This is a genomic window from Desemzia sp. C1, assembly GCF_020882875.1.
Taxonomy (GTDB): Bacteria; Bacillota; Bacilli; order Lactobacillales; family Carnobacteriaceae; genus Desemzia; species Desemzia incerta.
The window spans coordinates 2,203,454-2,224,426 of sequence record NZ_JAJIZP010000003.1; the positions used below are offsets into that span (position 1 = coordinate 2,203,454).

A 20,973-nucleotide genomic window follows, 5' to 3' on the forward strand; every position below is an offset into this window, starting at 1 on the left:
CATTATCTGTTTATTTTTAAATAGATATGACAATCACATGAAATAGGTTTTAGTTATTATAATTGAATGATAATAAAAAAAGAACTAAACCAGGTCCGGTTTAGTTCTTTTGGTCTATAAGGTGGTTTCTTCCTTGATATGAACGATATTAGGCTCTTTGATCGCTTTTGGTTCTCCATCAGCAGTTTGGTCTAAAACAAAGGAACCATTGCTGTATCGATCGCTGGAAGCGTAATTCTTCGGTATCACATCAATCACTTTGTCTTTCGTTGTGATGATTGAGTATGACTCATTCTCTTCGTGAGTGACTTTTTCCACTAAAGAAACACGATGAGGATTTTTCTTCAATTCTCTAAAGACCATCAATCCACGTTGAGCTCGAGCTAAAGGAGCAAACTCTCTTAAGTCCATTTTCTTGACGGCTCCTCTTTGAGACACAACTAAAGATTCCACTTTAGGAGCTTCATTGTCGATCAAGAGTCCATTTACTACATAGTCTTCTTCTTTTAGATTGATTGAACGGACACCACTTGCTTTAGCACCTACTACAGGCACTTCACTTAAGGCATAACGCAAGCCAAATCCACGATGGGTCACAAGGAAAACATCTTGCATCAAGGTATTTTCACTCATTTCAACATTTACTAACCGATCCGTTGGTGTTTTTAACTTCATGGCAGACGTCGTTTTCGATTTGTAACTTCTCCAAGGTTTAAAGGCTTCAACCTCGGTTTGTTTGATGAACCCTTCTTTTGATACTAACGTAAAAGTAGGTCCTGCAGAAAATTCTTTGAATCCAAACGCTTTTAGAACTCTCTCTTCCGGTTCTAAACTGATGTATTGAGAAATGTGGTCTCCCATGTCTTTCCATTTCACATCCACCAATTCATGGATTGGACGATAAATGACATTCCCTCTAGTGGTAAAGATCAATAAATGATCCAACGTCGTCAGTTTATCTACAAAAATCGGATAGTCGCCTTCCTTCATTCCGATTTGTTCAGCAGGAGATGCCGTATAAGACCGAAGACTTGAACGTTTGATATAGCCTTCATTCGTAACAACGACAACTACTTCTTCTTCAGAGATCAACACTTCTTTATTGATCTTCAACTCTTCGATTTTTTCTTCCAATTGTGTCAAACGAGGAGTAGCGTATTTCTTCTTGATTTCTTTCAACTCAGCTTTGATGACACGTTTCATTTCTTTTGGAGTACTCAATATTTTTTGGTAACTTTCAATGGCTTTCTTCAATTCGTCAGCTTCTTTTTCCAACGCCGTAACGTCTGTATTCGATAAGCGATACAGTTGCAAAGAGACGATCGATTCTGCTTGGATCTCTGTAAAACCGAATGCTTTCATAATGTTTTCTTTGGCATTCTTTTTATCTTTACTCTTACGAATAGTAGCGATTAATTGATCCATAATCGAAACAGCTTTGATCAACCCTACTACAATGTGTTGTCTGTGTTCCGCTTTACGCAGCAAATGACGAGTACGTCTAGTGACGATCTCTTCTTTGTGCTCTAGATACGCTTCCAACATTCGAGCGATACCTACTTGCATCGGACGTTTATTATCGATAGCGACCATATTGAAGTTGTAGTTGACTTGCAATTCGGTATTTTTCAGCAAGTACGTTAAAATACCTTCAGCATTCGCTTCTTTTTTCAGTTCTATAACAATTCTCAAGCCTTCTCTATCTGTTTCATCACGTACTTCTGAGATACCGTCGATTTTTTTGTTCAAACGAATCTCGTCTATTTTACGCACTAAATTGGCTTTATTGACTTCATAAGGAATCTCAGAGACAGCAATCTGCTGTTTTCCGCCGCGCAGTTCTTCAATCTCCGTTTTTGAGCGAACGATGATTTTCCCTCTGCCTGTCTCGTAGGCTTTTCTTATTCCATCGATCCCTTGGATAATTCCGCCTGTCGGAAAATCAGGTGCTTTAAGGTATTGCATCAATTCTTTTGTCGTTGCTGTAGGATGATCGATATAGTATACCGCTGCATCAATAACTTCACTCAAATTGTGAGGAGGGATGTCAGTCGCATACCCGGCAGAGATCCCAGTAGCTCCATTGACCAGCAAGTTAGGGTAACGCGCTGGCAAAACAGTAGGTTCTTCTGCCGTATCATCAAAGTTTAAAATAAAATCAACGGTTTCTTTATCGATGTCTCTAAGCAATTCATCTGAAAAAGAAGACAAACGAGCTTCCGTATACCGCATCGCTGCAGGAGGATCGCCATCCATGCTCCCGTTATTCCCGTGCATTTCGATTAAAACTTGACGTTGTTTCCAGTCTTGGCTCAAACGAACCATCGCTTCGTATACACTAGAGTCCCCATGAGGATGGTAGTTACCAATAACGTTTCCGACAGTCTTAGCAGATTTTCTAAACCCTTTTTCTGAGGTGTTTCCTTCCACATTCATAGAAAAGAGGATTCGTCTTTGTACAGGTTTTAATCCATCACGTATATCAGGCAGCGCACGCTCTTGAATAATGTATTTGGAGTACCGTCCAAATCGATCTCCCATAACTTCTTCTAAAGTAAGTTCTTGAATATCGTTTCTATTCTCCATCTATGGCACTTCCTTCATCTTCTAATTCATTATCGTTCATAATTTGAGAGTTTTCTAAAATGCTTCCGCCTTCTTCAAGTGAAAACTCTACATGTGATTCGATCCATTTCCGTCTTGGCTCAACTTTATTCCCCATCAAGACAGACACACGTTTTTCAGCTTGGGCCACATCGTCGATACGGACTCGAATCAAGGTTCTCGTTTCAGGATTCATGGTCGTGTCCCACAATTGATCGGCATTCATCTCTCCTAAACCTTTATAACGTTGCAAGACATAATTTTTACCGAATTTTTTCGTAACATCCACCAATTCATCATCTGTCCAGGCATAAGCGATCTTTTCGTTTTTGCCGAAACCTTTAGACAGTTTATATAAAGGCGGCAATGCCAAATAGACTTTCCCTGCTTCGATCAATGGCTTCATGTAACGGTAGAAAAACGTCAGCAGCAGTACTTGAATATGAGCTCCATCGGTATCCGCATCTGTCATGATGATGACTTTGTCGTAGTTGCAGTCTTCAATAGTGAATTCTGGTCCGACACCTGCACCAATCGTATAGATCATGGTGTTGATCTCTTCATTTTTCAAGATGTCTTGGATGTTGGCTTTTTCCGTGTTGACGACTTTCCCTCGTAAAGGCAAAATCGCTTGGAATTTACGGTCTCGACCTTGTTTTGCTGAACCGCCGGCTGAATCTCCCTCTACCAAGTACAATTCATTCTTTTTAGCATTTTTCCCTTGAGCAGGTGTTAATTTACCAGATAAAAGGGCATCGTTCTTCTTGCGTTTTTTCCCCGTTCTGGACTCGTCACGGGCTTTACGCGCTGCATCACGAGCTTCTCTTGCTCGAATAGCTTTACGAACCAATTGCTGGCTCAATTCGCCGTTCTCTGTTAAATAGTAATTCATTTGGTCGCTGATAACCGCGTCAATCGCCGAACGAGCTTGAGGAGTACCCAATTTGCTCTTTGTTTGTCCTTCAAACTGCAGCAAGTCTTCTGGTACTCGAATAGAGATAACCGAGGCCAATCCTTCACGGACGTCAGTACCTTCTAAATTCTTGTCTTTCTCTTTCAATAAGCCGACTTTTCGGGCATATTCGTTGAAGGTTTTCGTTAAGGATGTTTTCATTCCAGCTTCATGAGTACCGCCGTCTTTTGTCCGTACATTGTTAACAAAAGACAAAATGTTTTCAGAATAGCCGTCATTGTATTGGAAAGAAAATTCCACTTCGATCCCGTTACTTTCACCAGCAAAGTAGGCTACTGGAGTCAAGATGTCTTTGTCTTCATTCAAGTAATCAACAAACTCTTTGATTCCTTCTTTATAGTGGAAAATTTCTTCTTTGTCGCTTCGTTCATCGATCAATTCGATCCGGACATCTTTCAATAAGAAGGCCGATTCTCTTAACCGTTCCGATAACACATCATAAGAAAATGTTGTGGTTGAAAAAATTGTCGGGTCGGGTTTGAAGTGAACCATTGTACCATTCTTTTCAGTCGTGTTTTTCTTTTTAGTCAGCTTTCCTTTTGGTTTCCCGCCTTCAACAAATTCTTGAGTGTACTGGATGCCATCGCGGTAAACGGTAACTGACAATTTCTCTGAAAGAGCGTTTACTACACTGGCCCCTACACCGTGAAGACCACCTGAAGTTTTGTATCCGCCTTGTCCGAACTTCCCACCGGCATGCAAAACAGTAAAAATGACTTGGATAGTGGGGATTCCAGATGAATGCATTCCAATTGGCATTCCGCGTCCATTATCTCGAACAGAGATGCTTTCGTCTTTATGCAATGTCACGACGATCTTATCTCCGTACCCGGAAAGCACTTCATCTACAGAGTTGTCTACTATTTCATAAACCAGATGATGCAATCCTCTTGTATCCGTCGAACCAATATACATCCCTGGTCGCTTACGGACAGCTTCCAAACCTTCTAATACTTGGATGGAAGAATCATTGTATTCATAATTATTTTTTGCCATATCTTTCAAAACTCCCTATACCATGCAATTTCTTATCGTATGTTCATACGACTAATGTTGAGCTTCATCCACTCATAGACCAAATCATTTTAACACACTTATTGCGATTACAACGTAAAAAATAACAATCGATGCTTTAAAACAGCTGTATTTTCTACGGTCCAGACAAACTTTTGCACAAAATGATTCACTGTTGCATTTCTTTGATTCCTGTATCCAATAGCGGATCATGCAGCTTTTTGCTCCTTAGATCTGAGCAAAAAAGAACATTCAAATCATACCTATTTTATGAATAGTAGTCAATATCTGTTCGAAACCGAATAAGTGTTCGTATTATTATACCAAAAATTTCACCAAAATGGCAGCTTCTATTCAATAAGTCCTTTTTTCAATAGGTTATTCTTCATGCTCTTTCCCTCTTTCTTCCATGAAGCCGTTATTTCTATGATAGTATTTTAAAAAAATAAGTGGTAAAATGGTCGTACGCGACAAATCAAGTTGGTAAGGAGAGAAATGGATCGATGACAACAATACTAATGTTTGTGCTATCGTACCTTCTAGGATCGATTCCCTCAGGTGTATGGATCGGGGAAAAAATATACAATATTGACATTCGACAACATGGTAGCGGAAACATGGGAACCACAAACACATTTCGTGTATTAGGTGTAAAAGCCGGAATAGCTGTTTTAGCGGCTGATTTGCTCAAAGGGACTTTGGGTGCCAGCTTGCCTTACTTTTTTGATTCAAATTTAAGCCCGATGGTCGTTGGGCTTGCGGCAGTCTTAGGACATACTTATCCGTTATTTGCGCAATTTAAAGGTGGGAAAGCTGTTGCTACGAGTGCAGGAGTAGTTCTAGCTTACAATCCGCCGTTTTTTATCTATTGTATCTTAGTATTTGGTATTCTGTTATACTTTACACGCATGGTCAGCTTAAGCAGTATGACAGCTCTAGTACTGATTACGATTTCTTCATTGTTTATCAATGATTGGATCTTAACGGCCATCGCTTTTGTATTGACGATTTTTATTACTTATCGTCACCGAGAAAACATTGTTCGGATCAAAAATGGTACAGAAAGTAAAATTCCTTTTGGCTTTCGTTACAAAAAGGAACAGTAACCTTGATGCAACATACGCAATAGAATAGGTACCAAAATGAAGAAATAACCGTCCTAAATAAATTGGACGGTTATTTTTTTCTTTAGAAACCTTCTGCCTGTCGAATGTAGGAAAGACGTTCTAAAAAATCAATAAAAGACGGAGCACCTTTAGCCAACAAGGTGTTACGTCTTTATGTATACTGAATCGTTTTATCAAGTCAATTGGATCGTATAACTCGTAGTAAAGGTTTCTTTACCAGGCAATGAACGAATCCCTAATTTATCTTCTAAATCACCTGAGGCATCCACTGTATCGGCGATTCCATGCCAAGGTTCGATACACACAAACGGGGCTTCTTTTCCAGGTACAGACCAGATTCCGACATATGGATAGTTTTCAAACATCACAGAGACAGAACGCTCTGTTTTGTCGGAGAGAATACTAAATGTATTTTTCTCTTTCACTTCAAACACCAAAGCATCGTTCTCAAACAACTCTCTGCTTAATCTAAGCGTTGTATTGGTTTGAGCTAGAGTTGTTTGTGCAGGATCGGCAAATGGTCCGCTCAAAGGAATTTGTTTGCGCGATTTTCTAGGCAAGAAACTAAGGTAATAGTCTTCAAATGCGGTATCTTCTGTTAATGGAACATTAAATCCTGGATGTCCTCCGATAGAGAAATAAAGTACTTCTGATTCATTGGTGTTTTGGACGGCATATTCTACAGACACTTTGTCCTCCATTACTGTATAGGTAATACAAAGGGAGAAATCAAACGGATACGCTTTTTTTGTTTCTTCATTAGCTTTAAATTGCAATGTAACGCGGTTTTCAGTTTCTTCAAGGACAGTGAAAACTGCATCTCTGGCAAACCCATGTTGATTCATCGTATACGATTGACCTTTATACGTGTATTGATTGTCTTTCAATCGACCTACAATAGGAAACAATACGGGAGCTTTTCGATTCCAATAAGTTGGATCTCCTTGCCAAAGGTATTCCGCACCCGTATCCGTTTTTTGGATACTTTGAAGCTCAGCACCTTTTGTTGAAACGACTACTGTTAATTGATTGCTTTTTAGGATGATGGACATAGTTTTTCACCTCATAAGATAATTGGTTTTCGATAGAACAATTTTAATATAAGAAAATAGCCTCCACTACAGAGGCTTTTTCTATGGGATAAAAGTTCAAGAATCGAATCAGACGATTTCTTTCTCCAACATTTGGAGCAGTTTTTCGTTTTTGATTCGAATGTATGTCCCTTTCATACCTAAAGACCGAGATTCAATGATCCCGCCAGATTCTAATTTTCTTAACGCATTAACGATCACAGAACGGGTAACACCAACTTCGTCTGCGATGTTTGCAGCCGTTACTCGCCCTTCTAATCCGTCTAATTGCTCAAATATAGCCTTTATAACCTTGTATTCGCTATAAGACAGGGTATTTAAAGCTAATTGGACTGTAGCATCGTCACGAGCCTCTTTTTCGATTCCTTGCTTTTTGATATTCAAGACTTCGATGCCTACGATGATTGCCGCATGCTCCCCAAGAATCAAATCGCTGTTTCCGAATTCAGGTGTTTCTCGAGCCAAGATCAATGTGCCTAATCGTTCGCCGCCAACAAAAATCGGAATGATCGTCGTTAATCCCGAAGTCACTATTTCCCGCGACTCAATCGGGAACACAGTATAGTCGCTCTCAATCCCTATATTCGACGTTGTGCGTGTAATCTCCAACATACTATTTGCGTAATTCGCCGGAAATTGTTTTTCGATCAACATTTGTTTTACGCGATCATTGTTGATGGCATGTTTTTCAAAAAAGCCCAACAATTTACCTTTTTCATCAATCAAATAGGTATTCGCTTCTAATATATTGCCCAAATTTTTGGTCAAATTTGTAAAAGGCAGCTGATCATCTGCACTTTCCGAATCCACGATTCCTCCAACGGTTTGAAGGATGCGATTCATTTTACGCATTTTTTCTAATAATTCTTCCATCTTTCATTCACCACCAAGTTACAGGATATAACGGCTCAAATCTTTGTCCGCCACGATATGTTGGAGTTTGTCATCGATATATTTTTCTGTGATCGTGATTTCTCCCATTTGCATATCTGGAGCCTCAAATAATAAGTCTTCCAATACTTTTTCCAAAATCGTATGCAATCTGCGGGCTCCGATATTGTCTGTTTCTGCATTTACTTGGTAAGCGATGTCTGCCATTCTTTCAATCGATTCGAAAGTGAATGTTACTGTAATATTTTCTGTTTTCAGCAATTCACGGTATTGTTTGATCAAAGCATTGTTTGGTTCCGTTAAAATTTTGACGAAATCTTCTTTGGTTAAATCGTCCAACTCTACACGAATCGGGAAGCGTCCTTGCAGTTCGGGAATCAAATCGCTTGGTCTGGCAACGTGGAAAGCTCCTGAAGCAATAAACAGAACGTGATCTGTATTCACAGTACCGTACTTCGTATTGACAGATGACCCTTCAACGATCGGCAAGATATCTCTTTGAACACCTTCTCTTGAAACTTGTCCATCATTTTTCCCTTTAGAGGTGATTTTGTCGATTTCATCAATAAAAATGATCCCTGAGTTTTCTGCCAATTTGACTGCTTCTGCATTGATGTCTTCAGCGTTAACCAATTTTTCAGATTCTTCTTGGATGAAAATATCGATTGCTTCTTTAACCGTTACTTTTCTCTCTACTTTTTTCTTAGGAGACAAAGCACCAAAAGTATCAGATAAATCGATCCCCATTTGTTCCAAACCAGCATTCATTGGTGAATTCATCGGTTTCTTTTGTTCGTCTACTTTGATGGTCACTTCACGGGTATCTAATAAACCGTCGCGAATTTGCTGTTGGATCTTCGTCCGATTAGTAGAGATCTCAGGTGTGACTTCTTCAGATTCTTCTTCAGGATTTAGATCATTCGGATTGATGCCCATATTTTGGAACATAGCTCCAAAGGGATTGTTGTTCATGTTATCTTGGCGTTGTTCTTTTTTGATTCCTGGTACCAAGATTTTAGAAATGCGTTCAATAGCTCTTTTCTCTGCTTGCACATATACATTCGAGTATTGTTGTTTTTTGACGATTTGGATAGACGATTCTACTAAATCGCGGACCATAGATTCAACATCACGGCCGATGTATCCAACCTCTGTAAATTTAGTCGCTTCGACTTTGACAAAAGGAGCTTTTACAATAGAAGCTAAACGTCTGGCAATTTCCGTTTTACCGACACCAGTAGCTCCGATCATTAAAATGTTTTTTGGAGTGATCTCTTGCTGCATGTCTTCATTCAAATGTGAACGACGGTAACGGTTGCGCAAAGCAACAGCTACTGATTTTTTCGCATTGTGCTGACCGACAATGTATTTGTCCAACTCAGTCACGACTTGTCTAGGTGTAATATTATCTAATTGATTCATTGATCTTCACGTCCTTGTTTCATATTATCCAACTGTTTTGGTTTTTACAGCTCTTCAACGATGATGTTATGGTTGGTAAACACGCAAATGTCTGCAGCTGTTTCAAGAGCTTCTCGTGCAATCTCAACAGCAGAAAGATCTGCTCCATGTTTCTTCAAAGCTCTTCCTGCGGCCAAAGCGAAGTTTCCGCCTGATCCGATAGCCAGTATGCCATCATCAGGTTGAATCACTTCGCCATTTCCTGAAACCAGCAGCATTTCATCTTTATTCATCACGATCAATAACGCTTCTAATTTTTGCAATGTTCTGTCTGTGCGCCATTCTTGTGCCAACTCAACAGCTGCACGCGTCAGGTTTCCTTTATATTCATTTAACTTGCTTTCAAATTTCTCTTCCAAAGTGAACGCGTCTGCTACACTGCCGGCGAAACCCGTAACCACTTCATCGTTGTATAAGCGTCTTACTTTACGAGCTGTTCCTTTCATGATGACTTGCTCGCCCATTGTTACTTGACCGTCACCAGCCATAGCACTTTTTCCGTTATGTTGGATCGCAAATATAGTTGTAGAATGAAACTCTGTCATCTTAAATTCCTCCATTTACTTTAACCAAGAGGTTCTTACGCTCTTGGATGAAATTGACGATAATTTTTTTGTAGTTTTTCTTTGGTCACATGAGCATAGATTTGAGTAGATGATAAACTCGAATGTCCTAACAATTCTTGAACCGTACGCATGTCAGCACCGTTGTTCAATAAGTGAGTTGCAAATGTGTGACGAAGCATGTGTGGGTGTATATCTGAAGTAAGACTGCTTTTTTTGATAACTTGGTTCAGCACGTATTCGATCCCTGTTGAAGAGATCCCATCTCCGTGGTGGTTCACAAATAAAACAGAATGTCTTTTTTGATATTTTTTCATTAATGGGTCACGCGCTTTTTTGATGTATTGTTGGATAGCAACTGCAGCATAATGACCAAATGGAACATATCGTTCTTTGTTTCCTTTTCCACGAATCAATAAGACATTCAATTCAAAATCGATGTCTTTCATCTCAATCCCTGCACATTCACTGACTCGAATCCCAGTGCCGTACAACACTTCTAAAATCGCTTCGTTTCTATAATCTAGTGGATTTTCTCCTTTGACTACTTGAAATAAAACATCCATTTCTTTTTCGTAAAAAAAACGAGGCAACCGTAAATTCTTCTTTTTTAAATGCACATAGGAAAAAGGATTATCTTCCGCTAAGTTATTTCGCAGTAAGAATTGATAAAAAGCACGTAAACTGGATATTTTTCGTGAAACACTATTTCGGCTTAATTTATTTTCGTTTAATTCGCCTAAGTAAATCCTGACATCTTGGATCGTCACTTTACTAAAGTCCGAATCTCCTGTCTGTTGCAAGAAAACATTGAATTGCTCAATATCTTCTTGATAGGCTTTCTTAGTGAGGACGGAATAATCACGCTCTGAAATCAAATAATTTAAGAAAAGCTCAATCAACTTTTGATTGCTCAAAAAAATCCCTCCACTCGTATGACAAAGTAACTTTATCATACCAGAAAAGGGATTACAATCGATTGAGGATTCTTTAAACGAAACTTAATAGCAGATTTTATCCTCATTTATCCAATTATTTTTGAAGTTCTTCTTTATAATCACAGTTGCTGCAAATGACTTGTTTGCCCTTAGCGACTTTCTTTTCTTCTAAGTGATGCTCACACTTCGGACAGTTTCGGCCAACTGGTTTATTCCAAGAGATGAACTCGCAGTCTGGGTAACGGTCGCAGCCATAGAAAATACGGTTTTTCTTCGATTTTCTTTCGATGACGTTTCCTTTATTACACGTTGGACAAGTCACTCCAATATCTTTAACGATAGCTTTCGTATTTCGACATTCAGGGAAATTACTGCATGCATAGAATTTTCCATATCGACCCATTTTGATCACCATCGGATGACCACAAACTTCACAGTCAAAACCAGCCGGTTCATCTTTGATTTGAATTTTTTCCATTTGTTCTTCTGCTACTTCAACTGTTTTTTTAAACGGTTTGTAGAATTGGTCAATAACGTTTTTCCATTCTTCTTCTCCAATTTCCACTTGGTCCAGATTTTTTTCCATTTCTGCAGTGAAGTGGACGTCTACAATTTGAGGGAAGAATTCTGCGATCATGCCATTGACGATAGTTCCTAATTCAGTCGGTTCAAATCGTTTAGCAGCTAACTTAACGTAATATCTTCTTTGGATCGTATCCAATGTGGGCGCATAAGTTGAAGGACGACCTACACCGTTTTCTTCCAGCGTTTTGATCAACGTAGCTTCTGAGAAACGAGCGGGTGGTTGAGTAAAATGTTGTTTTGGCTCGATATCCACTGTTGTAGCTATTTCCCCTTCTTCTAAAGGCGGTAAAACATTATCTTTTTCTGCTTTTCCGCTATCCGTTGATTCGATATAGACTTTTTGATATCCAGGGAACTTCATTTTTTGACCATTCGCTCTAAACAGAACATCATTGCGTTCCAAATCTACTGTCATCGTGTCAAAAACAGCTGGTTTCATTTGACTAGCTACAAAGCGAGACCAAATCAGGTTGTATAATTTATACTGATCTTTTGATAGATACTTTTGAATCTCTTCCGGGGTTCTCATGACACTAGAAGGTCGAATAGCCTCATGCGCATCTTGAGAACTTTCAGCTTTTTTCCCTACACGTGCTTTTGAATTCGTATATTCGTCGCCGTAAGTCTTTTGGATGAACTCATACACTTCATTTTTAGCTGTATCTGAGATACGAGTAGAATCTGTACGCATATAAGTGATCAATCCGACAGCTCCACCACGTCCAAGAGAAATACCTTCGTATAACTGTTGAGCGATCATCATTGTTTTACGTGTTTTGAAATTGATTTTACGCGCTGCATCTTGTTGCATACTGCTGGTAGTAAATGGAAGGGACGGGTTACGTTTCCGTTCTTTTTTGACTACTTTAGTAATCTCAAATTCATCGCCATCCATTTGTTTGATGATTTTTTGAGCATCTTTGGAATCAGACAATTTAGTCTTTTTACCATTTACTCCATAAAAGGCTGCTTTAAATTTCTTTGTTCCTTTTTTGAAGTTACCATCAATCGTCCAATACTCTTCAGGTTCAAACTGATTGATTTCCTCTTCACGGTCGCAAATCAATTTCAAGGCTACTGATTGAACTCTTCCCGCACTTAAGCCTTTTTTGATTTTTTTCCATAAAATAGGACTGATTGTATATCCAACTAAACGGTCTAGTACACGTCTAGCTTGTTGAGAGTCTACTAAATCCATATTGATGGAGCGCGGTTCTTTAAAAGCACCTTTTACAGCGTCTTTTGTGATCTCATTAAAGACAACACGATTTTTATCTTCTATATCTAAGCCTAATAAGTGGCATAAATGCCATGCAATAGCTTCTCCTTCTCTATCCGGATCGGCTGCGAGATAGACTTTATCAGCTTTTTTTGCAAATTTTTTTAATTCTTTGATCAAAGGACCTTTGCCTCTGATAGAAATGTATTCGGGTTCATAGTTGTTTTCGGTATCAATTGCCATACGACTTTTAGGAAGATCTCTGATATGACCTAAACTTGCCACCACTTTGTAATTTTTTCCTAAATACTTTTCAATTGTTTTTGCTTTAGCAGGCGACTCAACGATCACCAAATATTTATAGGCCAAATAAAAACTCCTCTCATTTGAACAGTTTGTTTATACTTATCTAATCGATTAATAATAGCTAACTGAAATCGTAAATCATCTTATGCTATTCACTAGTCGTTTGTCAACTATTCAAATGAAAGACTTTCAACTAAACAGGAAAATACCCTTATTTCAAAAGCCTATTCAAAAAGGGCCCAAAGTCAATCTGCACCAACGTTTCTTCACCAATCTTTCCTCTATAGTTAATCCCATTATAAAATATAAAAGTTTTTTTATTTCAAGTAGTTTTCGACCAGCATTTCTCCACTCAATACACATGTCGCTCCTTGAACGATCAAATCGTTTGTCCCACCGCTGAATGGACTCGTAATATTTCCCGGAACCGCAAAGACCTCTCGTCCTTCTTTCAATGCGATATTAGCCGTAATCAAACTGCCGCTGCGGTATTTAGCCTCTATCACCAAAGTCCCTAAACTGATTCCAGCAATGATCCGATTCCGCATCGGGAAATGGTGTCTAAGCGGTTTAGTGCCCGCTGGGTATTCAGACAACAGCAAATGTTCTTTTGCAATTACTTCTTGTAAGACTTTATTTTCATAAGGATAGCATTGATCCAATCCGCAGCCGATAACCGCTACGGTCTTTCCGGAATGCTTGATCGTCAATTGATGAGTCAATGTGTCGACCCCTTTAGCTAATCCGCTGACTAATACAAAATCATTGTCGATAAGCCTTGGAACAAAAGCTTCCAAAACTTCTGCAGCATATCGGCTGTGTGCTCTTGAACCAACAACAGACAATAAATTCTCTTTTAACAAATCAATATTTCCTTTATAGAATAACAATGATGGCGGGTCATAAATGTGTCTCAGATAATGTGGAAAAGAAGCATCAAAAAAAGACACCCACTGAATTCCCAACTTCTTGTAGTCTTCTATGATTTGCTCCAAATCTATAGCAGCATAACTAGCGTAAAACAATGCTTTTTGCTTTTCTTTCATCCCAACTCTGTCAGCGAGTTCTGCTAACGTTACATTAGGTTCTTCCATTAAAATGACGCCCATCATAATGCGTTGAGTCGCATCAAGTCCTTTGCACAATGAAAAATGCAGCATGACTTGATTTATTTTATCTATTTCCAACATGCTCTTTCACACTCCTTTACCTAAAAGATACGTAAACAAAGAGGAAGTACGTGAAAGATAAAAAAAACCTAAAAAACACCCATAAAAAGGTTTAAAAAACCTCAGTTTATGGGTGTTTAACTTGTTTATATTCGCGACAATGGAATATACCTTAGTTGAGTAAGGCTTCTCTCACTGGAGCAAAACTTCTGCGGTGAATAGGAGTAACCCCTAAGTCTTCTAAGGCAGTCAGGTGTTCTTTTGTGCCGTATCCCGCATTGTTTGGAAAACCGTATCCCGGATACATAACATCATATTCTTCCATCATTCGGTCACGAGTGACTTTTGCAATGATACTAGCAGCTGCGATCGAGACACTTTTGGCGTCTCCTTTAATGATGCTTTCTTGAGAGACCGGTAGCGGCAACGTCATAGCATCCACCAGCAAGTGATCAGGCTGAATCGGCATTTGTTCGATCGCTTCCAGCATAGCTAATTTTGAGGCTTCATAAATATTGACTTGATCAATAACTGCAGCGTCTTTGATGCCAACTCCAACAGCCAATGCTTTTTCTTGGATGATATCAAATAACTCATTTCGTTTAGCTAATGAAAGTTGTTTCGAGTCATTGATACCTACGATATTGAAATCTTCCGGTAAAATAACAGCCGCAGAAACAACAGGACCAGCCAATGGTCCACGGCCTACTTCATCTACTCCGGCAATAAACCCTTTACCATGAGCCCATGCTCGTCTTTCGTACGCCAGCATTTCCTGGAGTTTTTCTTGTGCCAATTGCTGTTTTTCTGCTTTTTTGTCCCAGCTTCTTACAGCCGCAATCACGCCTTTACGCGCGTCTAAGCGAAATTCCTTTAAGCGTTCATCATCAGGATCAACAATCGTTTGCAAAATGTTTTTTACTTCCGTTATACTCAGCGGCTTTTGTGCATCAGTCATTCTCGCTATCTCCTTCAGACAGACTAACCGGCACTACGTCTAAGGTAAAAGGACTTATTTTACCACTGCGGATCTCATGTAAGACCATTTCAGCTGCTCGTTCGTAATCGTCTCTAAAGTTTCTTTTTTCACTGATCAGCATCAATAATTCAGCATCACTCAAGTTCAAGTCTTCTTTGTCCAAATTGTATCTCTTAGCCAATGCATCCGGATGATTTTCTTTCAAAAAGTTTAATCCATATAATACAATGTCATCTATATTCAGCAAAGTATCTTTGATAGCTCCTGTCAATGCTAATTTTTTTCCAATGGCAGGATCTTCGAATTTTGGCCATAGAATACCTGGTGTGTCTAATAATTCGATTTCTTTTCCTAGTTTCAACCATTGCTGTGCTTTAGTAACACCTGGCTTGTTTCCAGTCTTAGCAATGTTTTTCTTCACTAGTCGGTTGATCAGTGTAGATTTTCCTACGTTTGGAATACCAATACTCATTGCACGAATCGGACGCGGCTTCATTCCTTTTTCAGCCATACGATCAAATTTAGGCTTCATTAACTCTTGAGCTTTTGCGGTGATTTCTTTCATTCCTTTTCCTTCTTGAGCTACGATAGGAATAGCTGGAATACCTTGTTTTTCGTAATAACTGATCCACTGTTGAGTTGCTCGTCTGTCCGCCAGATCACTTTTGTTTAAAATCAAAATACGAGGTTTGTGTTGAATGATCTCATCCAACACAGGGTTTCGACTAGATTCTGGAAGTCGTGCATCAACCAATTCAAAAACAACATCTACCAATTTCAATTTTTCTGCTACTTGTCTCTTTGCTTTTGCCATATGACCTGGATACCATTGTATTGTCGCCATAAGTCTCACGTCCTTTATTTCTTTTTTTTTCCAAAAATAAAAACTAATCACAACTTGACCTCAAAGCGCTAGGTCAAAGTTTCTTGATTAGTCTTATCCTATTGTATATTCACCTTGTTTTGTTTCCTGATTACTCGTTAGCTTGATTGACGTCTCCAAAATCTTTCAACGGCCAGATTCTCAAATCCGTCGTTCCAGTAATGTGACTGTCTTTTACGAACCCAAAATAGCGGCTGTCTTTTGAATTGATCCGGTTATCTCCCATCAAGAAATAGTGCCCTTCCGGAACAACATCTTGACCTGTTAGAATAGCCAGATTAAAATCTTCCGTAAATTGATCTGTCTCGTCAATTGTGAAATATTCGCTGTTTAAATACTCTTCAGGGACTTCTTCTCCATTGACATACAACCGATCGTCTCTCATTTCCACCATGTCTCCAGGAACACCGATGACTCGTTTGATGTATTGTTTGCCAGGCTCGTCGGGAGCGTCAAAAACCACAATGTCAAACCGGTCGATATCCGCTACCTTGTTTAAGATCAACCGATCATTGTCATGCAACGTCGGCACCATAGAATCTCCTTCAACACTTACCGGAGCAAACAGAAAATGTCTCACTAGTAAAAAGATGGCTAAAGCCACTACCACATATAACAGCGTGCTGATAAATTCTCTTACTTTACTCACAGGTTCTTTATCAGGTGTCTTAGACCCTTTCTTTTTCTGGGAAGGGTATTTAGTTTTTCTTGGTTCAAACGATGAATTCTCTTGCTTATTAGTTGAGTCATGATTGTTTTGCACTTCTATCTCCTACCTTCATCATTTAATTGACCACAGATATTCTTGGTAATGGATAGTATACCATAATGGCTTCTCCTACGATCATCTCTGCAGGAATAGGCCCGTAATATCGGCTGTCATGGCTAAGCCGTCGATTATCGCCTAAAACAAAATAATGGCCTTCTGGAATCACGGCTTCTCCGGTCAAACTTTCTAGAGTAAAATTAGAAGTCCAAACTCCGCCTGCTTTTTCGACATAATCATTGTTCAAAAAAGACTCCTTTACTGGTTGGTCATTCACAAACAATTGATCATTTTCATACCGAATACTCTCACCAGGAAGACCGATCACACGTTTGACAAATGTCCGATTGACATCATCTCGAAAAACAATGACATCAAACCGTTCGATTTGATGGATCGTTCCCACGATGATTTGATCGTTTTGTTGAAACGTTGGAAACATCGATGATCCTTCAATAGCAACAGGAAGAAAAAGAAAGCTTTTTATAATGGCTACTGCCACAGAGGCAAATAAAGCTGCTTTCAGCCAACCTTTCAAATTTTCCTTCCAATATTTTTTCATCTTATTCCCGCTCCAAACTTCATTTATCTTTATCATACTAAAAATTTGCTGAAATAACTATGTTTTTGTTGGTTTCCAGAAAAAAAAGAAGACACTGGGTCTTCTTTTTTCATTAATTATTGTTTAAGGTATTCAACTGCTTCCTCGTATTGTGTATCATTTGCATCGATCAGTTCGCGCAACTCCGTAATTAACGCCAATGCGGTATCTCCAGTGACAACGCCATTCACTTCTAGATCTTGATCCGCTTGAAACTCTTCTACTGCTTTAGTAGTGTCCTCATCAAAGTAACCGTCAGCAGAACCAACTTCATATTCTAAAGCTTCGATCACTTTTTCTAAGTTCTCCACTTCCGCTGAAGTGTCACCTTGTTGGTAAGTTTCTGATGAATTGATCATCAACAAGTAGGCATAGTCAGGCAGCTCAACAACAACATCCGGTTCTAATCCTTTATCGTGGACCCAGTTGCCTTCAGGCGTCAACCATTTCCCAATCGTTAGTTTCAGTTCGCTTTCATCTGCATAAGGAATAACAGACTGTACAGTCCCTTTACCAAATGTTTTTGATCCGATGATCGGCAATTCAGCTGATTCTTGCAAGGCCCCTGCTAAAATCTCAGAGGCACTGGCGCTTCCTTCATCAACCAATAAAACAGAAGGCTCTGTGATTTGGAATTCGCCATAGGAAGCATCATCAGCTACTACAGGCACAGGTTCTTGATTCCGTTCTTCTGTCTGCAGGATTACTTCTCCATCTTCTAAGAACATATTTGAAATAGTGATAGCGCCATCTAATAGACCACCTGGGTTTTGTCGAACATCAAAGACAAATGATTTCGCTCCTTGCGATCTCAAGTCTTCAACAGCCGCTACTAATTCCTCATAAGTCGGTGTCGAAAAGCTGGTAATACTTACATATCCTATCGTAGGGTCTTCTTTATCAAGATTGTAAATAACCGTCTCTACAGGAATCGTATCTCTTGTGATCGTTACTTCAAAAGTACTATCTCCTCTTTGGATAGTCAGTACGACTTGTGTGCCTTTTTCTCCACGGATGTAAGAAACGGCTTCGTTTAACGAAAGACCATTTAATTCTTGATCATCTACTTTAAGAATAATATCGTTTGGCAATAATCCTGCTTTTTCAGCCGGGGAGCCTGCGATAGGAGAAACGATCATGATATTATCGCCTTGTTTTTGAACTTCTGCTCCAATACCTTCAAACGAAGCATCAATACTTTCATTCAAATTAGCTGAATCGGATAAGTCCAAGTATTCGGTGTAAGGATCTCCAACAGCTTCTGTCATACCTGAAAGAGCACCCTCCATTAAAGCTGCACCATCGACTTCTTCATAATAAGTCGTCATCAATGTATTATAAACCGATTCAAATTTAGTGTAATCAATTCCGCTGCTGCTGGTTGCAGCAGATTCAGATTGACTGGAAGCTGCTGAGCTGGAAGACTCTGCAGTTGGAACATCCGGTCCAGCAGCATGTGTCGCCAACAGTGTCATGCCAACGGATAGCAATGCTACTACCACTAAAGAAGCGCCGAAAGCTGCAGGATGAACACGTTTTAACTTTTTCTTGTTTTGATCGTCATTTTTCATAAAGTGCTCCTTTCTGATCACCATAAGTTGGCAAGTTGTTTACTTGATAAAAAGTGTATCACTTTTCCTTCTCTAAGACTATTTTTTGACTTTCAAAGCTGCATCTAATGCGATAACGATCATATCATTGAAAGTAGTTTGGCGTTCTTGAGCAGATGTTTCTTCACCGGTTATCAAATGGTCGCTGATTGTCAAAATAGCCAATGCATTACGATTGTATTTAGCAGCCAATGTATAAAGACCCGCAGCTTCCATTTCAACGGCCATTACCCCATAATCAGCCAATTTTTTCTTGTCCAATTCTTCGTTGTAGAAGCGGTCCGCTGACAATACGTTTCCTACACGCATATTCAATCCTTTTTCGATTCCTGAATCATAAGCTGCTTTCAATAAGTCAAAGTCAGCAATAGGGGCAAAATGAACTTGTCCATTAAACGTATTTGCTACTGCGCTAGAATCAGTTGTAGCTGCTTGAGCAATAACAACGTCACGTACTTTGATGTCTTCCTTCATTCCGCCGGCAGTTCCTACACGAATCAAATTTTGAACATTGTATTGTGTGATCAATTCTTCTGCATAAATCATGATTGAAGGCAACCCCATGCCGGTTCCTTGAACAGAAATGCGTTCCCCTTTATAGGTGCCTGTATAACCAAACATATTTCTGACAGAATTGTATTGTTCTACATCTTCTAAAAACGTTTCTGCGATGTATTTTGCACGTAATGGGTCTCCAGGTAATAAAATCGTTTCTGCAATTTGTCCTTCTTTAGCCTCAATATGTACACTCATGTCTAATTCCTCCAATAATTTTTATTTTTTTGTTGATTGGTATCTTTCCCATGCGTCATCAAAAATAGTCATCGAATCTAAATAGGTGCCATACATTTCTAAATAATGGCTGATTTCATGATAATCTTTTGATTGTTTTGGAAAATCAGTGTCTCGAAAAGCAGCGTTGGAAAAAACCGTTATCGGGTCTTTCATGTTGCCGTCTCTTTCGGTCATTAAATAATGGTAAAACGATCTAGTCATCAAACTTGCCCCATTTTTTGTTTATTTGTATACTCTTTTCGTTCTTCTTTTTCTTGCTGGTAGCGCTCTGGATTTTTACGGTAAAACTCTTGGTGCTCTTCTTCGGCTTCGTAGAATGGACAACTATCTTCTATAGTAGTAACGATCGGTTTAGTGTATTTGCCGCTTGCCGCTAAAGTTTCTTTAGAAGCCGTTGCAACTGCACGTTGTTCTTCATTTTCTACAAAAATCACCGGTCGATAACTGCTGCCGCGATCCATAAATTGCCCCATTGCATCTGTCGGATCAGTTTGGTTCCAGTAAATTTCGACCAATTCTCCATAAGAGATCACTTTAGGGTCAAAAGTAATCTTTACGGCTTCTGTGTGACCAGTCAATTGTGTTTTTACTTCTTCGTAAGTTGGATCAACCGTGTGGCCCCCTGTATATCCAGAGACAACGGACTTGATTCCTGGTTGTTGATCAAAAGGAGAGACCATACACCAAAAGCATCCTCCTGCAAAAACAGCTGTTTCAAACATCTTCATTTCCTCTTTTCTTTATATTATTCATTTGTAGAAGCAGGCACGTGTACGTTGACTAAAATGTCATTTTCCACCAGATCGATTCGTTCAGCAGAGAAAAACATCCCGCTTTCCAGTTGAAATTCATTTAAATTAAAAGTGATCGTTTCATTCTCTCCATTGATCACTACCCAATCTGGAATAGATAATTGACTGCCTATTTGGTTCATCGCAAATGAAATCGGCAAATTCAATCTGCCTAATGATAATTCGTTTGCTTTCAACTGGATATTGCCATTTTCAGTCACATAAGGATCCATGAATAAATTGAAGGGCACTTCAAACCCAAACAATTGAAAACTTCCCGCTAACTGGAACGTTTCATCCAGAAGAACTTCATAGTTCACGTTACTTCCCGCAACTTCTTCTTCAATATATTGATTCATCAATTGTGTGACTTCTTCTTTTCGTGCGGACACACTAAATGTCATCACATCTGAAGTATCGACTGCTGTTTCATTGACGATTTCTTGACCAGCCGGTTGAACTTGTAGCTGTTGGACCAGCCAAATGCCCGCACCCAACAAAACGGCTGCTAATGTTAAAAAAGCCCACTTCCAATAATTGATTGGAGATTTAGTTTGTTTCTTTGCTCGTTTCTCTTCCATAGGCTCTCCTTTTTAGCTGCATTATA

At 39.2% G+C, this 20,973-nt stretch carries 19 protein-coding genes; 1 reads left to right on the plus strand and 18 read right to left on the minus strand.

What is annotated here, in order from left to right; all coding sequences use genetic code 11:
• Positions 1–114 precede the first annotated feature (114 nt).
• Both parC and parE read right to left on the minus strand, forming a co-directional pair.
• Positions 115–2,586 (minus strand): DNA topoisomerase IV subunit A, encoded by a 2,472-nt coding sequence (gene parC, locus LMF32_RS11100; protein ID WP_230524786.1) that lies wholly within the window; start codon positions 2,584–2,586, stop codon positions 115–117.
• Positions 2,576–4,573, minus strand: a complete 1,998-nt coding sequence (gene parE, locus LMF32_RS11105; RefSeq protein ID WP_092480066.1) for a DNA topoisomerase IV subunit B — start codon at positions 4,571–4,573, stop codon at positions 2,576–2,578. Before parE ends, parC begins: the two co-directional genes overlap by 11 nt.
• Positions 4,574–5,094: 521 nt before the next feature.
• Between parE and plsY the strand changes: the two genes are divergently transcribed.
• On the plus strand, positions 5,095–5,697 hold the full coding sequence (plsY, locus tag LMF32_RS11110; RefSeq protein WP_223155976.1) for a glycerol-3-phosphate 1-O-acyltransferase PlsY: 603 nt from the start codon (positions 5,095–5,097) through the stop codon (positions 5,695–5,697).
• Between the two features lie 194 nt (positions 5,698–5,891).
• On the opposite strand, the gene LMF32_RS11115 is transcribed toward plsY, so the two are convergent.
• From LMF32_RS11115 to LMF32_RS11190, 16 genes are all read right to left on the minus strand, one after another.
• Positions 5,892–6,770, minus strand: a complete 879-nt coding sequence (locus LMF32_RS11115; protein ID WP_230524787.1) for an aldose 1-epimerase family protein — start codon at positions 6,768–6,770, stop codon at positions 5,892–5,894.
• 108 nt (positions 6,771–6,878) lie between these two features.
• Entirely contained in the window at positions 6,879–7,682 is an 804-nt protein-coding gene (codY, locus tag LMF32_RS11120; protein WP_092480068.1) for a GTP-sensing pleiotropic transcriptional regulator CodY, read from the minus strand.
• 18 nt (positions 7,683–7,700) lie between these two features.
• Entirely contained in the window at positions 7,701–9,122 is a 1,422-nt protein-coding gene (gene hslU, locus LMF32_RS11125; RefSeq protein WP_230524788.1) for an ATP-dependent protease ATPase subunit HslU, read from the minus strand.
• A 44-nt stretch (positions 9,123–9,166) separates the two neighbouring features.
• Positions 9,167–9,706 (minus strand): ATP-dependent protease subunit HslV, encoded by a 540-nt coding sequence (gene hslV / locus LMF32_RS11130; RefSeq protein WP_092480070.1) that lies wholly within the window; start codon positions 9,704–9,706, stop codon positions 9,167–9,169.
• Between the two features lie 35 nt (positions 9,707–9,741).
• Positions 9,742–10,641, minus strand: coding sequence for a tyrosine recombinase XerC (gene xerC, locus LMF32_RS11135; protein WP_223155977.1), 900 nt, complete (start codon positions 10,639–10,641; stop codon positions 9,742–9,744).
• 115 nt (positions 10,642–10,756) lie between these two features.
• Positions 10,757–12,835 (minus strand): type I DNA topoisomerase, encoded by a 2,079-nt coding sequence (topA, locus tag LMF32_RS11140; protein ID WP_230524789.1) that lies wholly within the window; start codon positions 12,833–12,835, stop codon positions 10,757–10,759.
• Between the two features lie 254 nt (positions 12,836–13,089).
• Entirely contained in the window at positions 13,090–13,962 is an 873-nt protein-coding gene (gene dprA / locus LMF32_RS11145; RefSeq protein ID WP_230524790.1) for a DNA-processing protein DprA, read from the minus strand.
• A 151-nt stretch (positions 13,963–14,113) separates the two neighbouring features.
• Entirely contained in the window at positions 14,114–14,899 is a 786-nt protein-coding gene (locus LMF32_RS11150) for a ribonuclease HII (protein WP_230524791.1), read from the minus strand.
• Positions 14,892–15,764, minus strand: a complete 873-nt coding sequence (gene ylqF / locus LMF32_RS11155) for a ribosome biogenesis GTPase YlqF (RefSeq protein WP_230524792.1) — start codon at positions 15,762–15,764, stop codon at positions 14,892–14,894. Before ylqF ends, LMF32_RS11150 begins: the two co-directional genes overlap by 8 nt.
• A gap of 130 nt (positions 15,765–15,894) precedes the next feature.
• Entirely contained in the window at positions 15,895–16,566 is a 672-nt protein-coding gene (lepB, locus tag LMF32_RS11160) for a signal peptidase I (RefSeq protein WP_280521784.1), read from the minus strand.
• Positions 16,567–16,588: 22 nt separating this feature from the next.
• Positions 16,589–17,131, minus strand: a complete 543-nt coding sequence (gene lepB / locus LMF32_RS11165; RefSeq protein ID WP_230524793.1) for a signal peptidase I — start codon at positions 17,129–17,131, stop codon at positions 16,589–16,591.
• 116 nt (positions 17,132–17,247) lie between these two features.
• A complete protein-coding gene (locus LMF32_RS11170; protein WP_230524794.1) occupies positions 17,248–18,741 on the minus strand; it encodes a S41 family peptidase in 1,494 nt (497 codons plus the stop codon).
• 78 nt (positions 18,742–18,819) lie between these two features.
• On the minus strand, positions 18,820–19,533 hold the full coding sequence (gene deoD / locus LMF32_RS11175) for a purine-nucleoside phosphorylase (RefSeq protein ID WP_230524795.1): 714 nt from the start codon (positions 19,531–19,533) through the stop codon (positions 18,820–18,822).
• A 21-nt stretch (positions 19,534–19,554) separates the two neighbouring features.
• Positions 19,555–19,776: a YozE family protein gene (locus LMF32_RS11180; protein WP_230524796.1), complete on the minus strand. Its 222-nt coding sequence runs from the start codon at positions 19,774–19,776 to the stop codon at positions 19,555–19,557.
• Positions 19,776–20,297 (minus strand): peptide-methionine (S)-S-oxide reductase MsrA, encoded by a 522-nt coding sequence (gene msrA / locus LMF32_RS11185; RefSeq protein WP_230524797.1) that lies wholly within the window; start codon positions 20,295–20,297, stop codon positions 19,776–19,778. Before msrA ends, LMF32_RS11180 begins: the two co-directional genes overlap by 1 nt.
• 23 nt (positions 20,298–20,320) lie before the next feature.
• The gene (locus tag LMF32_RS11190) at positions 20,321–20,947 is read right to left on the minus strand and encodes a YpmS family protein (protein ID WP_230524798.1); all 627 of its coding nucleotides are present in this window, start codon (positions 20,945–20,947) and stop codon (positions 20,321–20,323) included.
• Between the last annotated feature and the right edge of the window lie 26 nt (positions 20,948–20,973).

Bases quoted from the DNA above. Each gene is read 5' to 3' on its own strand.
- plsY (WP_223155976.1), top strand. From the start codon at position 5,095: ATGACAACAATACTAATGTTTGTGCTATCGTACCTTCTAGGATCGATT.
- dprA (WP_230524790.1), bottom strand. From the start codon at position 13,962: ATGTTGGAAATAGATAAAATAAATCAAGTCATGCTGCATTTTTCATTG.
- LMF32_RS11115 (WP_230524787.1), bottom strand. From the start codon at position 6,770: ATGTCCATCATCCTAAAAAGCAATCAATTAACAGTAGTCGTTTCAACA.
- hslU (WP_230524788.1), bottom strand. From the start codon at position 9,122: ATGAATCAATTAGATAATATTACACCTAGACAAGTCGTGACTGAGTTG.
- LMF32_RS11190 (WP_230524798.1), bottom strand. From the start codon at position 20,947: ATGGAAGAGAAACGAGCAAAGAAACAAACTAAATCTCCAATCAATTAT.
- codY (WP_092480068.1), bottom strand. From the start codon at position 7,682: ATGGAAGAATTATTAGAAAAAATGCGTAAAATGAATCGCATCCTTCAA.
- ylqF (WP_230524792.1), bottom strand. From the start codon at position 15,764: ATGGCGACAATACAATGGTATCCAGGTCATATGGCAAAAGCAAAGAGA.
- parE (WP_092480066.1), bottom strand. From the start codon at position 4,573: ATGGCAAAAAATAATTATGAATACAATGATTCTTCCATCCAAGTATTA.
- LMF32_RS11170 (WP_230524794.1), bottom strand. From the start codon at position 18,741: ATGAAAAATGACGATCAAAACAAGAAAAAGTTAAAACGTGTTCATCCT.
- LMF32_RS11150 (WP_230524791.1), bottom strand. From the start codon at position 14,899: ATGACTGATGCACAAAAGCCGCTGAGTATAACGGAAGTAAAAAACATT.
- LMF32_RS11180 (WP_230524796.1), bottom strand. From the start codon at position 19,776: ATGACTAGATCGTTTTACCATTATTTAATGACCGAAAGAGACGGCAAC.
- lepB (WP_230524793.1), bottom strand. From the start codon at position 17,131: ATGAAAAAATATTGGAAGGAAAATTTGAAAGGTTGGCTGAAAGCAGCT.
- deoD (WP_230524795.1), bottom strand. From the start codon at position 19,533: ATGAGTGTACATATTGAGGCTAAAGAAGGACAAATTGCAGAAACGATT.
- parC (WP_230524786.1), bottom strand. From the start codon at position 2,586: ATGGAGAATAGAAACGATATTCAAGAACTTACTTTAGAAGAAGTTATG.
- hslV (WP_092480070.1), bottom strand. From the start codon at position 9,706: ATGACAGAGTTTCATTCTACAACTATATTTGCGATCCAACATAACGGA.
- msrA (WP_230524797.1), bottom strand. From the start codon at position 20,297: ATGTTTGAAACAGCTGTTTTTGCAGGAGGATGCTTTTGGTGTATGGTC.